This window comes from Pararhizobium sp. (assembly GCF_035497515.1).
Lineage (GTDB): Bacteria > Pseudomonadota > Alphaproteobacteria > Rhizobiales > Rhizobiaceae > Pararhizobium.
The window spans coordinates 97,089-111,630 of the sequence record NZ_DATJDJ010000033.1; the positions used below are offsets into that span (position 1 = coordinate 97,089).

The 14,542-nt window shown below is 59.8% G+C and carries 15 protein-coding genes and 1 pseudogene; 10 read left to right on the plus strand and 6 right to left on the minus strand.

Going from position 1 to position 14,542, the window contains the following annotated elements:
- The first annotated feature begins 43 nt into the window (after nucleotides 1–43).
- Nucleotides 44–292 (plus strand): hypothetical protein, encoded by a 249-nt coding sequence (locus VL202_RS03215; RefSeq protein WP_325462728.1) that lies wholly within the window; start codon nucleotides 44–46, stop codon nucleotides 290–292.
- Nucleotides 293–374: 82 nt separating this feature from the next.
- Here the strand turns inward: VL202_RS03215 and ldtR are convergent, their stop codons facing one another.
- The 3 genes from ldtR to VL202_RS03230 form a co-directional block, all read right to left on the minus strand.
- Complete coding sequence (ldtR, locus tag VL202_RS03220) at nucleotides 375–887, minus strand: transcriptional regulator LdtR (RefSeq protein WP_325462729.1); 513 nt, start codon at nucleotides 885–887, stop codon at nucleotides 375–377.
- 129 nt (nucleotides 888–1,016) lie between these two features.
- Entirely contained in the window at nucleotides 1,017–1,454 is a 438-nt protein-coding gene (locus VL202_RS03225; RefSeq protein ID WP_325462730.1) for a DUF6163 family protein, read from the minus strand.
- A 146-nt stretch (nucleotides 1,455–1,600) separates the two neighbouring features.
- Nucleotides 1,601–1,936: a hypothetical protein gene (locus VL202_RS03230; RefSeq protein WP_325462731.1), complete on the minus strand. Its 336-nt coding sequence runs from the start codon at nucleotides 1,934–1,936 to the stop codon at nucleotides 1,601–1,603.
- 264 nt (nucleotides 1,937–2,200) lie between these two features.
- Between VL202_RS03230 and hemB the strand changes: the two genes are divergently transcribed.
- The 7 genes and pseudogenes from hemB (at nucleotide 2,201) to VL202_RS03265 (ending at nucleotide 6,874) form a co-directional block, all read left to right on the plus strand.
- Nucleotides 2,201–3,217 (plus strand): porphobilinogen synthase, encoded by a 1,017-nt coding sequence (gene hemB / locus VL202_RS03235; protein ID WP_325462732.1) that lies wholly within the window; start codon nucleotides 2,201–2,203, stop codon nucleotides 3,215–3,217.
- Complete coding sequence (locus VL202_RS03240) at nucleotides 3,214–3,807, plus strand: class I SAM-dependent methyltransferase (RefSeq protein WP_325462733.1); 594 nt, start codon at nucleotides 3,214–3,216, stop codon at nucleotides 3,805–3,807. Before hemB ends, VL202_RS03240 begins: the two co-directional genes overlap by 4 nt.
- 88 nt (nucleotides 3,808–3,895) lie before the next feature.
- Entirely contained in the window at nucleotides 3,896–4,360 is a 465-nt protein-coding gene (locus VL202_RS03245) for an RDD family protein (protein ID WP_325462734.1), read from the plus strand.
- Between the two features lie 176 nt (nucleotides 4,361–4,536).
- Nucleotides 4,537–5,307 carry an arginyltransferase gene (locus VL202_RS03250; RefSeq protein WP_325462735.1) on the plus strand — a complete coding sequence of 257 codons (771 nt, stop codon included), beginning with the start codon at nucleotides 4,537–4,539 and terminating at the stop codon, nucleotides 5,305–5,307.
- 3 nt (nucleotides 5,308–5,310) lie between these two features.
- Complete coding sequence (locus VL202_RS03255; protein WP_325462736.1) at nucleotides 5,311–6,207, plus strand: DMT family transporter; 897 nt, start codon at nucleotides 5,311–5,313, stop codon at nucleotides 6,205–6,207.
- Between the two features lie 61 nt (nucleotides 6,208–6,268).
- Complete coding sequence (locus tag VL202_RS03260; protein WP_325462737.1) at nucleotides 6,269–6,490, plus strand: AbrB/MazE/SpoVT family DNA-binding domain-containing protein; 222 nt, start codon at nucleotides 6,269–6,271, stop codon at nucleotides 6,488–6,490.
- Nucleotides 6,491–6,515: 25 nt separating this feature from the next.
- Nucleotides 6,516–6,874: pseudogene (locus tag VL202_RS03265) on the plus strand (type II toxin-antitoxin system death-on-curing family toxin).
- 20 nt (nucleotides 6,875–6,894) lie between these two features.
- Here the strand turns inward: VL202_RS03265 and parC are convergent.
- Entirely contained in the window at nucleotides 6,895–9,171 is a 2,277-nt protein-coding gene (gene parC / locus VL202_RS03270; RefSeq protein WP_325462738.1) for a DNA topoisomerase IV subunit A, read from the minus strand.
- Nucleotides 9,172–9,582: 411 nt separating this feature from the next.
- Between parC and VL202_RS03275 the strand changes: the two genes are divergently transcribed.
- A complete protein-coding gene (locus VL202_RS03275) occupies nucleotides 9,583–10,776 on the plus strand; it encodes a hypothetical protein (RefSeq protein ID WP_325462739.1) in 1,194 nt (397 codons plus the stop codon).
- A gap of 69 nt (nucleotides 10,777–10,845) precedes the next feature.
- On the opposite strand, the gene VL202_RS03280 is transcribed toward VL202_RS03275, so the two are convergent.
- Nucleotides 10,846–11,184, minus strand: a complete 339-nt coding sequence (locus tag VL202_RS03280; protein ID WP_325462740.1) for a DUF1236 domain-containing protein — start codon at nucleotides 11,182–11,184, stop codon at nucleotides 10,846–10,848.
- Between the two features lie 156 nt (nucleotides 11,185–11,340).
- On the minus strand, nucleotides 11,341–12,780 hold the full coding sequence (gene creD, locus VL202_RS03285; protein WP_325462741.1) for a cell envelope integrity protein CreD: 1,440 nt from the start codon (nucleotides 12,778–12,780) through the stop codon (nucleotides 11,341–11,343).
- A gap of 328 nt (nucleotides 12,781–13,108) precedes the next feature.
- On the opposite strand from creD, the gene VL202_RS03290 reads away from it, so the two are divergent.
- On the plus strand, nucleotides 13,109–14,533 hold the full coding sequence (locus tag VL202_RS03290) for a cytochrome P450 (protein ID WP_325462742.1): 1,425 nt from the start codon (nucleotides 13,109–13,111) through the stop codon (nucleotides 14,531–14,533).
- Nucleotides 14,534–14,542: the final 9 nt, after the last annotated feature.

Below are 14,542 nucleotides of genomic sequence, written 5' to 3' on the forward strand. Positions count from 1 at the left end.
AGCCGGTCCGCACCCACCACTCAAAACGAAGGAGAAAAGGCCTATGGCATTCGTCATCTACGTCAAGAACGAGGGCGACACCGGCACCGTTTCCGTGTCGCAGTGGATCAACCTCAACGAGTTGAAAGAGATCCACAACGGCATCATCGAGGCAGACAGCCAGGTCACAGTGCAGGCGTTGAAGACTGAGGAAAACGGCGATGATCGCGGCGACTTCGAGTGGCGGCACAGCGGGTCCGGACTGACCGGTCGCGAGGACGTCCGAGCCGAGGACGTGTTGCGGGTGGAGTAGTCGGCCTCCAGACGCGCGAACGGGTGCGCTCCTCGCGCACCCGTCAGCAATCCATCACGATCTGCCCCGCGCGTGGCCGCGCTTAAAGCTTGTAGAGCATGGTATCGTTCCAGAAGCGGTCGAGACGCTGCAGGAGCTTGTTCATCTGGCCGAACTCGTCGGTGCCGATGCCGCCGACCTTCTGGATCGAGCCGATGTGGCGTTCATAGAGCTTGGCGACCGTCTCGGCGATCTCCTGGCCTTCTTCGGTCAGGCTGATGCGGACCGAGCGGCGGTCGATGCGCGAGCGCTGGTGGTTGATGAAGCCGAGGTCAACCAGCTTTTTAACATTGTAGGATACGTTGGAGCCGAGATAGTAACCGCGCGAGCGCAGTTCACCGGCGGTCAGTTCCGAGTTGCCGATGTTGAAGAGGAGAAGGGCCTGGACGGCGTTGACGTCGGAGCGGCCCGAGCGGTCGAATTCGTCCTTGACGACGTCGAGCAGGCGACGGTGAAGACGTTCGACGAGGTGAAGGGATTCCATGTAGAGCGAGCGGATCGCGTCTTCGTGGGGATCTTTGTGTGCAACGACCTGCGGCTTCATTTTCGTGTTCATGATGACTGCCTCACTGTTTTGTTTGGCGGTGTATGTTCTCTCCCGCCTTGAGGTAGACATTATCGAATACGTATAAAATTCGACTTAAACTACAGCCTTAACAGCGCCTTACCATCCACAGCCCTTGTCTCAAGGTAAATCAATTCTTGCAGCCTTGGCCTGTTTGGCCCGTTGATACAGGATCGCGGCACGGAAAAGAACGAAGGTGAGAGCCACGGCTGAATGCAGAATCAGCAGCAGCGGCTTGGTCCCGAAGACATGCGGGTAGATCGCGAACATCACCACTTCGGTCGCCGCCGCCACGACCCAGAGAACCGGCCCCCAGGACACCAGCAGCCACAGTCCGAGTGCTGCGACGGGATAGACGACGGCAAGTGATGTGGCCGCCACCCGCCAGGGCAATGGCAGCAAATCAAACCGCCCGGCGCCGGCGAACGAAAAGCCGATCAGCATCGCCCAGTAGTTCAGGCCGAACCAGAAGCAGGATACCGCGACCAGACGCAGAAACAGGCCGAAGATCGTTTCGGTCAGCGAGAGCTTGGGTACCTGGACAGAATCAAGTGTCATGGCGCGGAGAATAGGTCGCGAGCATCGGCTTTGCCAAGCCGGGCTTTCGGGGCGATGAACGGTTCGCCAATGTCAAAACGTTTTGAATCACTTCATAATCACAAAGGGGCCTTGCCGAATGCGAGACCCCCTTTGTGAGTTCAAGTTTACTTCAAGTAAACGATCTTGCCGCCATTGGCCGCCGTCTGGATGCCGATGACGTTTTCGAGGATCACGTTCTTGGCCTGGAGTGTTGCCATCAGGCCCGGGTCGTTCTGGATTTCGGCCTGCGCCTTGGTGATCGTTTCAGGCGACGGATTGCGATAGGTCGCGGGGATCGACGACGTGTCCGTGGCTGCGTTGGTTTCTTCGCCGACATTGACGATCGTAACCATGTCGTCGGCCATTGGCGTGACGGAACCTGTCGTCTGGGCATAGGCATAACCGCCAAGGGACGTTGCCGAAAGTGCCGCGGCGAGAGCAATCTTAACTGCGATATTCATTGTCTTCTCCTCTGTGCGGAGGCCTCCAATCACCGCTCATCGGTGACGTTGTCGAGCGCTCCATAAGACGAGACCAAAACCTGAGATGGCGGAAATGGTTCCCAGGAAATGACTTTTTGCCCGTGGCGGTGCCGTCGACCGGCGCCAAAGATATCAACTCCTCTTCTCGAAATGATGATGAAACGCCGCACCTGAAGCGTTTTCCTTTGCTGGTCGCTCATGATAAACCGCGACCACACGCCAAGCTGATCGAAAGACGATGACATGACCGACAAGACCAATGCCGTTGACCTCATCACCGGCCATCGCCGGATGCGCCGCAACCGCAAGGCCGACTGGACGCGTCGGATGGTGCAGGAGAACCGACTGACGGTCGATGACCTGATCTGGCCGATCTTCGTGGTTCCCGGCTCCGGCATCGTCGAGCCGATCGCTGCCATGCCCGGCGTCAACCGCATGAGCATCGACAAGGCGGTCGAGGCTGCGAAGGAAGCGGCTGATCTCGGCATTCCGGCTCTTGCAACCTTTCCGAATATCGAGATGTCGCTGCGCGACGAGACCGGCTCCAACAGCCTTGCCGCCAACAATCTGATCAACGAGACGACGCGGGCGATCAAGAAGGCCGTGCCGAATATCGGCGTCATCACCGATGTGGCGCTCGATCCGTTCACCAGCCACGGCCATGACGGCATCCTGCGCGACGGCGAAATCGTCAATGACGAGACCGTTGACCAGATCGCAAAAGCCGCTGTCATGCAGGCGGACACCGGCGCCGACATCATCGCCCCGTCCGACATGATGGACGGCCGCATCGGCGCGATCCGCCAGGCACTGGACGCGGCCGGCCACCAGAATGTCGGCATCATGTCCTACGCCACCAAATTCGCCTCTGCCTTCTACGGCCCTTACCGCGAGGCGATCGGCACCGGCGGGCTGCTGAAGGGCGACAAGAAGACCTATTACATCGACCCCGCCAACGGCACCGAGGCGATGCGGGATGCAGCCCTCGATGTCGAGGAAGGCGCCGACATGCTGATGGTCAAGCCCGGCCTGCCCTATCTCGACATCTGCTGGCGGATGAAGGAAGCCTTTGGCCTGCCGGTCTTCGCCTACCAGGTCTCCGGCGAATATGCGCAGATCAAGGCCGCCGCCGCCAATGGCTGGATCGACGGCGAGCGCGTCATGCTCGAAACCCTGCTCGCTTTCAAGCGCGCCGGCTGCGACGGCATCCTCAGCTATTTCGCCATGGACGTGGCGCGTATCCTGGCGAAGCGGTCGTGAACAGCTGCGATCCGGTCACGCTTGATTTCTACGCGAGGGAAGCGGAAACCTATGCGTCCAGATCCAGCGGCTCGAAAGCTGGGCGGCTGGATGACTTTCTTGCCTTGCTGCCGCAACGCGCGAAAATTCTCGAACTCGGATGTGGTGGCGGTCATGACAGCTACAGGATGCTGTCGCGCGGCTACGATGTCACGACAACAGACGGATCGCCCGAAATGGCGCGACACGCGGAAACCCTTTTGCAGCGTCCCGTCGCGGTTCTGGCTTTCGATCAACTCTGCGAAACCAGGATGTACGATGGCGTCTGGGCCAATGCCTGCTTGTTGCATACACCGAGACCAGAACTTTCTGGCGTCATATCCCGAATCCATGATGCATTGAAACCCGGCGGGATTTTCTATGCGAGCTTCAAGGCCGGAACGGCGGAAGGCCGCGACGGCCTCGACCGTTACTACAATTATCCCTCACCGGATTGGTTATTGGCCCAATATGCACCTTGCGGATGGGAGCGTGTCGACCTCGAAGAAGCGTCGGGCGGAGGCTATGATGAGCTTGAAACGGTATGGCTGCACCTGACCGCAATGCGGTGAATGCCAGCGATAGACGTAATTTCACGCATCCATTTGATTTCCAGGCCCGTGCTTCCCATATGCGATCCATCGAACATGGAGACATGCAATGACCTTTCGTGACGAAAACCTTCGGATCCCCAGCAGCGACTGGCGTGCCTATCAGGGCGTGCTCAGCCGGCGGGTGATTGCGTTCGTCATCGACTATGCGATCGTCGCCCTTCTCTGGATCCCGGCGGCTGTCGTCGTGTTCTTCCTCGGCATCCTGACGCTGGGGCTGGGCTTCTTTCTCTATCCCATCCTGTTTGCCGGTCTGGCCATGTTCTATTTCGGCTTGACCGTCGGCGGTAGCGGTCAGGCTTCGCCAGGCATGCGCATGATGGGTCTGGCGATCGCCCGCACCGATGGACGGCCGATGGATTTCCTGACCGCCATCGTGCATCTAGTTATCTTCTGGATCGCCAATGCACTGCTGACGCCGCTGGTTCTGCTGATCGGGCTGTTTACCGATCGCGGCCGCCTGCTGCATGACCTGCTGATCGGCACGGTGACGGTTCGCAGCGACAGCTATTGATTCGGAAAGGGCATGGGCGGGCTTGTGTCGCCCATATGAAGTTGCCCATGGAAAATGCAGAAAAATCGGTTTATCGCATTGCAACGCTGCCGTTCAAAAAGTCTCGATTGACCTTTTTCATTCTTGCGCCATGCTAATGTTTTCGAAGCGGCCATGAAGAGCGATTTCCGCACCTGATGAACACACAAACTGCACCGTCTCCACAATTCTACCTGACCGCACCGGCCAGTTGTCCATATCTGCCGCAGGAAATGGAGCGGAAAGTCTTTACCCATATGGTGGGTGAGCGTGCTCCCGAACTCAATGATCTGTTGACGCAAGGCGGTTTCCGCCGCTCGCAGAACATCGCCTATCGCCCGGCTTGCGAAAGCTGCCACGCCTGCGTTTCCGTGCGCATCGTTGCCGGCGAATTCGTGCCGACACGCTCCATGCGCCGCATTCTCGCGCTCAATCGCGATATTGTCTCGACGGAATATCCGGCCGAGCCTTCCAGCGAACAATACAGCCTGTTCCGCCGTTATCTCGACCATCGTCACCAGAAAGGCGGCATGTCGGACATGTCCGTGCTCGACTATGCGATGATGGTCGAGGATACGCACGTCAACACCCGGATCATCGAATATCGGCTGAAGGTCGAGGGCGACGGCATTGGTGGCGAAAAAGGGCCGCTGATTTGCGCGGCACTGACCGACAAGATGGGTGACGGCCTGTCGATGGTTTATTCCTATTTCGACCCGACCATGTCGGATCGTTCGCTCGGCACGTTCATGATCCTCGATCATATCCGCAAGGTGAAGGAACGCGGCCTGCCGCATGTCTATCTCGGCTATTGGGTCAAGGGCTCGCGCAAGATGGACTATAAAACAAAGTTTTTGCCGCAAGAGCACCTTATGGCCCAGGGGTGGGAGCGCTATACAGAGGAAAGCGCAGCCACTGAATCGGACTGAGACTTGAGCCATAAAATCGACGCTGCCCACCACCGCCGTGGGCTTCTGATCACCGGACTTGGCGGCCTTGCCCTCTCGTTCGACATTCCGCTGATCCGCTCTTCCGATGGAGAAGTCTGGTCGCTTCTCGCCCTTCGCAGCCTTTGCACCTTCTGCGTCGCGCTGCTGGCCTGGATCGTGCTGAACAAGATGCTCGGCCGCAAGATCGCGCTGGTTCCCGGCACGGCCGGATTGCTGGCGGGCCTGTTCTATGGTCTCGGAAGCTTCACCTTCCTGCTCGCCGTCTTCAATACGGCCACCGCCAATGTCGTCTTCATCGTCGCCTTCACCTCGATGTTCGCGGCGGTGCTCTCTTGGATTTTCCTGAAAGAACGCCCCTCCAATGCCACGCTGCTGACCATGGCGATCATGGTCTTCGGCGTCAGCCTGATCGTCCATGACGGCCTGAAAAGCGGCAATTTCTTCGGCGACGCCATGGCGGTCTGCTCCGCCCTGATGCTCGCCTGCGCCATCACCGTCAGCCGGGCGAGCGGCAAGGACATGGGACTGGTTCCGCTCGCCACCGCTATCATCCCCTGCGTCGTCGGCTACATCCTGTCTCCGGCCGAGGGCCTGCAGATCGCCCATCCGGGCTGGATCATGTTCGACGGCCTCGTGATGATCCCGCTCGCCTTCTTCTGCCTTGCAACCGGCCCGCGTTACCTGTCGGCGCCGGAGGTGGGCATGTTCTATTTGCTCGAAACCATCCTCGCCCCGATCTGGGTCTGGATCGTCTTTTTGGAAAGCCCCACGAGCCAGACGCTTATCGGCGGCGCGGTGCTGATCCTCGCTTTGGTCGGGCATTCAGTCTGGCAGATGCGGCAACGCACCGCCCTTTCCGTTCCACCGCCACTCCACTGACAGGCCGTTACAGCCCTCGTCAACCGATGTTGTAATGCTGTTATAACCTCGGAGAGCAACCATGAATGTCACCATTCGCAAGATCGGCAATTCGGAAGGCGTGATCATCCCGAAGGAAGTGCTCGACCGCCTGGGGTTGAAGGCGGGAGATCAGATGGAGGTCACCACCGAAAACGGCACCCTGCAGATGAGACCGGTCGATGAAGCTTTTGCGCGGCAACTGGAACATGCCAGCCGTTTCATGGACACGTATAAGGTCGCATTGAAAAAGCTGGCCGAATGAGCGATTCAGCGTCCTCGATCGCCCGATTGTCGAAAAGCTGCATGCCTCCAGATCGAGCGGTTTGGCGGTGCTTTCAGGTTACGGGACGAAGATGGTTTCGAATCCGCCCTCGCTCGCCCCGTCAACAAGGCCGCCTATGGCTGCGGCGATGTCGTGGAACTCGCCGCCGCCTATCTTTACGGGCTGGCGATGAACCATGCGTTCATCGATGGAAACAAGCACATTGCCATTGTTGCGGCCGGTGTCTTTCTGATGGACAACGGCCACGAGATCGAAACCAGCGACGGCGGTCTTTTCACCATTGTTCTATCCGTTGCCGCAGGCGAGATCGAGGAAGGGGAGATTATTCGTTTCCTGCGCGACTCCGTCGTTAAAACGCAATAGCGCATCGCTGGAACTCCCCATCACCCCGTAAACTTGCCGCTCCTCGGAAAGCCCTTCGGCACCGCCCTGCCTGCGGCTGCGCGGTCGCCCAGCCATTCGATCAATTCGTCCTTCGACTTCGTGAAGCTGCGGCCGGCGCTGTCGGCCCAAGTGAGGCCATCGGCAATCGCAAAACAGCGGATGTCCGAGACGCCGCCATCCTTGTAACGCTGCAGGCGCACGCCCTTGCCCCGACCCATTTCGGGGATCTGTGCCAGAAGGAAAACCAGCATCTTGCGGTTTTCGCCGACGATGGCGACATGATCGCCCTTGACCGGGATGACCAGCTTGGCTTCGTCCGGCATCGCCACGTTCATGATTTGCTTGCCCTTTCGGGTATTGGCGACCATGTCGGCTTCCGGCACGACGAAACCGTTGCCGGCGGCGGATGACACCAGCAGCTTGCGCGCGGGATCGTGGACGAAGGCGGTCAGCACGTCCTGGTCGTTTTCCATATCGACGATGATGCGCAGCGGTTCGCCATGGCCGCGTCCGCCCGGCAGCTTGTCGCCGCCCAGCGTATAGGCCTTGCCGCCGGTGGTGACGACGAGGATGCGATCCGTCGTCGAGGCGGTGAACGACAGCTTCAGCCCGTCGCCTTCCTTGAACTGCAGCGTCGAGACATCGGAAATATGGCCCTTCAGCGCGCGGATCCAGCCCTTTTCCGAGATCACGACCGTGATCGGTTCCTTCTCGATCATCGCCTGCTGGATGGCTTCGAGGTCGGCTACCGGGGCGTTGGAGAACAGCGTGCGGCGCTTGCCGATCTCTGTGGCCTTGGCGAATTTCTTCTTCACCTCGCCGATTTCCCAGGCAACCGTCTGCCATTGCTTGTCGTCGGATGCCAGCAGCGACTCGATCTCCGCCTTCTCCTTGGAAAGCGCGTCGAACTCGGTGCGGATCTCGAACTCTTCGAGCTTGCGCAAAGAGCGCAGCCGCATGTTGAGGATCGATTCCGCCTGCAGGTCGGTGAGCGTGAAGCGCTCCATCAGCGCAGGCTTGGGCTCGTCCTCCTCGCGGATGATACGGATGACTTCATCGAGATTGAGATAAGCGATCAGATAACCGCCGAGGATTTCCAGGCGGCGGTCGATGGCAGCCAGCCGGAAGCGCGACCGGCGTTGCAGCACCTCGCGGCGATGATCCAGCCATTCCAGCAAAACCTCGTTCAGCGCCATCACCTTGGGCACGCGTCCCATGGACAGAACGTTCATGTTCAGCGGAATGCGGTTTTCCAGTTCCGACAGCTTGAACAGCGATTCCATCAGGATGGTCGGATCGACCGAGCGGCTCTTCGGCACCAGCACGAGCCGGACGTCCTCGGCGGATTCGTCGCGCACATCCTCCAGCAGCGGCAGTTTGCGGGCGAGCAGCAGTTCGGCGATCTTTTCGATCAGCCGCGACTTCTGCACCTGGAAGGGGATTTCGGTGACGATGATCTGATAGCCGCCGCGACCGGTATCCTCGACTTCCCATTTGGCGCGAACACGAAAACCGCCCCGGCCGGTCCTGTAGGCCTCGATAATGCTTTCGCGGCTGTCGATGATGATGCCGCCGGTCGGGAGATCGGGGCCTTCGATGCCGCCACGCTCCGGATTGTTCGGATCGAACATCAGGTCTTCGATCGTGGCCGACGGATTCTTGATCAGATGCAGCGCCGCATCGCACAGTTCGTGGGCGTTGTGCGGCGGAATGGATGTCGCCATGCCGACTGCAATACCGGATGCGCCGTTGGCCAGCAGGTTCGGGAAGGCCCCGGGCATGACGACCGGTTCCTGGTCTTCCTCGTTATAGGTCGGACGGAAATCCACGGCGTCCTGATCGATGCCTTCGAGCAGGAGGCTCGCGACATCGGTCATGCGGGCTTCTGTGTATCGGTAGGCAGCGGCGCTGTCGCCGTCGATATTGCCGAAATTGCCCTGGCCATCGACGATCGGGTAGCGCTGCGAGAAATCCTGCGCCAAGCGCACCAGCGCGTCATAGACCGACTGGTCGCCATGCGGGTGGAACTTGCCGATGACGTCGCCGACGATACGGGCGCATTTCTTGAACGACGAATTCGAGCGCAGCCCCATTTCGCTCATCGCATGGACGATGCGGCGATGGACCGGCTTCAACCCGTCGCGGACATCCGGAAGCGCGCGGTGCATGATCGTTGACAACGCATAGGCAAGGTAACGCTCTTCCAGCGCCGCCTTGAGGTCAACCGGTTGGATATTGTCGTCTCCGCCAGACGGCGGCAAAAGGCTCTGTCCCATGCATTCTTGCTACCCCAAGAAACCCGCAACAGCAAGGATTGCAGGGCATTGCGCTGTGGAGAACCGGGCTTGCGGAGGGATAGCATTCATTAACCGCCCGCTGCAAAAGCAGTCACGCGCGCTACCCGATGTGGTTGTCGTCGTGCTAACCGCTCCCGAGGTTGTTTCAGCGACCCGTAAACAAAAGATCATACATGCAGAAACATGAGGGGCCTTCCGATACGACATACATCCAGGATGCGATCGATGGCGTCGCGAAACAAACGCGGCACGCATTCTCAGCTTCGCCTTTACCCCCAAAATGAACACGCTGCAAAACATGACTCAACGATCGGATTCGAATATATTTCGGCCTTAATCCGTACTAGAAATGCCTTCGAAATTAAACCTTTACAACAAAGGAACCGCCTTATGATGCCTACCCGCAACCTCCGTTTGATGCTGGCAAGCGCCGCCTTTATCGGCCTCTCCGGCCCGGCCTTCGCGCTCGACGGTGCCGACCTCGTCACCAAGCTGAATGCCGCGTCCGGCTCCAGCGGCGCGACGATTGCCTATGAAGGCGTCAATGTCGACGGTACGACCGTCACGCTGACCGGCGTCAGTGTCAAGTCCGCCGCCGCACCGGGCAAGGACCTGAAAGTGGGCGAAGTGACGCTGGAAGGCGTCGAGGAAAACGATGACGGCGGCTATTATGTCGAAACCGTCAGCCTGCCGGATGTCGATACCAAGGAAGACGATGTCGCCTTCACCGCCAAGGACATTTCGCTCGGTGGCCTGACCATTCCTGGCAATCCGAATGGCGGAACCGTCAACGACATCCTCCTGTATGAATCCGCCTCGACCGGCCCGGTCACCGTGACCGCCAAGGGCAAGCAGGTCTTCTCGATGGAAGAGTCCGAAGCCAACCTGACGAAGCAGGAAAGCGATGCGGGCTTTGATTTCGATGCGACGCTCTCCGGCATCAAGGCCGATCTTTCCGACGTCGAGGACGCCAAGGCCAAGGACGCCATCGAAAAGCTGGGACTGAAGACGCTCGCTGGCGAAATGACGGCCAAGGGAAGCTGGGAAATCGCCACGGGCAACGTTTCGCTCGAGGAATATGCCTTCGACTTCGCCAATGTCGGCCGCCTCGCGCTTGCCTTCGATTTCTCCGGCTACACGCTGGAATTCATGAAATCGCTCCAGGAAGCGATGAAGGCGCAGGAAGCCAATCCGAACAAGGAAGAGGCCAACCAGGCGCTCGGCCTTGCGATGATGGGGCTGGTCCAGCAGCTGACCTTCAACAGCGCCTCCGTCCGTTTCGACGATGCGACGATCACCAAGCGCGCTCTGGACTATATCGGCGGGCAGCAGGGTGTCAGCGGCGACCAGCTCGCCCAGTCGCTCAAAGGCATGGTGCCGTTGATCATGGCGCAGCTCAACGTGCCGGAGCTCCAGAACCAGGTCTCGACGGCCGTCAATGCCTATCTCGACGCGCCGAAGAGCCTGACGATCTCGGCCGAGCCGGCACAACCGGTTCCTTTCCCGATGATCATTGGCGCCGCCATGGGTGCTCCGAACACGGTTCCGAGCGTTCTCGGCGTCAAGGTCACCGCGAACGACTGATCTCAGTCACGCAAGACGGCAAAATGCCCGGGCATCTCTTCGACGCCCGGGCATTTTCTTGAGGTCGGCTTAATTCAGAACCTGGATCACCGAGCGCGTCTGCGGATCGACGATGACCCGGCGCTCGTTGACCACCGTGTAGGCATAACCATCATATCCCTGCACCACATGCAGTTCGACGGTATCGGGCAACGCCGTGCCGACAACGACATCCCCGTCATAGACGACCGACGGCGTCGACTGGTCGAGGACATAGGTGCGGACTTCGCCCGGCACTTCCACGACGGTCGAGTTCGTCACGCCCGGATCGACCACGACGGGTTCTTCAACGATAACGGTGCTCTGGGCAAAGGCGGTCGATGACAGCGCCATCAAGGCAACGGATGCCAGCATGAGTGTCTTGCGCATGTTCTTTCTCCTTGCTTCTGATGCCCTAACAACAGACCGGCCCGGAGAAAGTTCCCGATTTCGCCTTCGTGCTTTCATTCACGGAGAGTGGACGGCAAAAGGAAACCCGTGAACGACGCCGGGTTTCCTCGTATGCCACTGGTGGAATCGCGCCCCTCAGCCCGTCTTGGACATCCCCGACCAATCCACCTTGCGGGTGGAGAACATCGTCGCGGCGATGGTCACGAAGGAGATGAGCGCTCCGGCCAAAAGCGCGTATTCGTCTTCCCTGAGGATCAGATACATGATCGCATAGGCCGTCGCGAGCACCAGAGCCAGCACCACGCCGCGCCGGACGCTACCCGTCACCGAGCCGACATAGGTCGAGATCAGTCCGGCTGTCGCGAACGAAGCCAGCACATAGGCGATCTCGAAGCCGGTATGCTCGGCCAGCGCCAGGAGCAGAACGTAAAAGACAACCAGCGCAAGTCCGGTCAGGACATATTGGACCCAGTGGACCTTGCGGGCGCTCTTCAGTTCGATGATGAAGACCGCCAGGAAAACCACGGAGAAAAAACCGATCGAATATTTCAGCGTCCGGGCGACGACCTGGTAGAACTTGACCGGCTCCACCATGTTGACCGTCATCAGGCTGTTGGCGAGCGGCATGACCGGTCCGGTGACGACACGATCAACGCCGCGGGCGAGATAGGGGATCGTCCACTTGGCGGAAAACCCGTGGTCGTCGATCGTTTTCTCCTCCGGCAGGAACAGACCTTCAAAGCCCGGATGCGGCCAGTTCGCCTCGGCGGAAAAGCGTGTCGTCTGGCCGGCCGGCGCGATCGCGAAGCTGCCCGAACCGTTGAGCGAAAGATCGATCGCGAATGTGAAGCCGTTCTCCACAAGCGTGCGACCGATCGGGCGATTGACGCCGCCATCGAGCCTGACCGGCGAACTGTACTTGTCGAAATTGCCGGGCACGGCGGACGAAATGGCTTTCATGCCGGGATCGAACGGCATCAGGGCGCCGCCATCGATGCGAACACCCGCATCCGAGCGGATACCGGTGATATCGGCGATGCTCATGACCAGCATGGCCCGGTCGAGATCCGGCTTACCCTCGATCTGCCGGAGATCCTCCGTCATATTCGGGGGAAAGCGACCGGTCACGTTGATCTTCGCATTGTAGACCGGCAGCGTGTAGATCGACAGCCTGCGCTCTTCCGTCGCCAGCCTGGTATCGACGTTCAGGGTGTCGGGCATCAGCAGCGCCCATTCGGTGACGGTCTGCCAGACGATCCGGCCATCGATGGTCTGATTGCGGTTGACCTCGAAAGGAACGGCCAGATAGGGGCCATTGAGGATCTGCGGCCCGCCCCATCCGGTGGCGATCCGGGCAGAGACTTCCTCGGCGCGCTTTCCACGCTCCTCGACGAGCCCCCAGACGAGCAGCGTCGGAATGAGAAGCGCCATCGAAATGAAGCCGATCATGATGAACTTGATCCCCGGCGAGGATAGTACGGTGCGAACCGTGCCTGCTCTGTCGGGTGATTGAGAAATGAAGGCGGGCTGCGGTTCTCCGGAAGGGCCTTCCGGGCTCGAATCGGTATCGGTCATGTCCAAACCCCCAGACATTGAAACCGGCTGGGTACGTGCCGGCTCACTATCGGTAAGCGTGCATCAAGGCCGATTGCGCGCGGAATATCGCCGCTTTGAAGGCTCTTTTCAGGCAAATTGCAGATATGAAAAGCCTTGGAAATCCTCTGCTTTGCAGACGGAAAGGTTGCCGAAGCTCTCGACTTGCTGCCGCCTGACATGCCATCTTCAATACAGCTTCAGGGTCCTGCTATTTTTGATCGAATCAACGTCCCTTATGCCTGACCGCAGGATGGTCGATGCGCTGCGCATCGATCCCTTATGAACAGATTCACGGCGGAGGGGACGTTTGAGCAAGCTTTTCGACTGGCTTAACCCGAAAAATGCATCGATCGAGCGACTGAATAGCAACAGGCGCCAATTCGAGCCGACCCATCCTGCCTACTACGACAGTCCCGGTAACCAGCAGATCAAACTGCTGCTGCAAGCGCGGGCCAATCTGCTCGCGATCTTTCGCAAGAAACATTATGACGTCGGCGTCGGGACGATGCGGATCTTCAACCGGCGGATCACCGTCGTCAATGCGCCGGACGCCATCAAATATGTCGTGGCCACGCGTCATGACAACTTTGAGCGCAAAAGCCCGCAGCTGCGGCGCGCGCTGGAAAAATTGCTCGGCGACGGCCTGTTCATCTCCGATGGCGAAACCTGGAAGCAGCGCCGCGCGCTGGTCGCGGATATCGTCCACAAGAACCGCGTGCCGGCCTTCGGTGGGATCATGACCAACACGGCGGTCGAGTTGACCGAACGCTGGCGCTCGCTTGGCGAAGGGGCCAGCGTCAACGTGCTTCACGAAATGGCGGGACTGACGGCTGAGATCATCGCACGCAGCGTCTTCGGCAACGATCTGGGGCCGGACGCCGCAAATGACGTGACCGAAGGCTTCACCAGCTACCAGGCGCTGGTCGATTCCGTAAACCTTGGGTATTTCCTCGGCTTCGACGAAGGGCTGCCGCTTCTCGGCACACCGTCGATGAAACGCTCGATCCGCCGGATCCATCGCGTCATCGACAAGGTGGTGGAAGACCATATTGCCGGCAACGGCGACGATCGCTCGATGCTGGACCTGCTGGTGCGCCGCCAGCAACGCAATCCCGAACTGAAGCTCGACGTCGTGGCCTTGCGCAACGAGGCGGCGACCATCTTCATGGCCGGCCATGAAACCACCGCCGCGACACTGACCTGGATCTGGTATCTGCTCGCGCGCGCGCCTTGGGTGGAAAAAGCCGTCCATGATGAAATCGCCCGCGTCTGCGGGGACAGCGTGCCGACGATCGAGCATGTGCCGCAACTCGACTGGTGCCGTGCCGTGGTCGAGGAAGCGCTGCGCCTGTACCCGCCCGTCCCGATCCTCGCGCGGCAGGCGAAAGGATCCGACCGGATCGGGGAGTTCGAGATCAAGCCCGCCTCGCTGATCCTCATCGTTCCCTGGCTGCTGCACCGGACCGAGGCGCTCTTTCCCAAGGCCCACGAGTTCCGCCCCGAGCGTTTCCTGGAGGGCCGCCGTCCGGCGCCCTACAGCTATATCCCCTTTGCCAGCGGGCCGCGGCTGTGCCCGGGGCTGCAATTCGGGCTGACCGAGGCCATTCTCTGCCTCGCCGTCATCGCCCAGCGCTTCCGCGTCCGGATGCAGGACGGACACAAGGTCGAGGCCGTTTACCAGTTGACTTTGCGGCCGCGCGGGGGAATGCCGGTGACGCTGCATCGTCGTTAGGAGGAATGG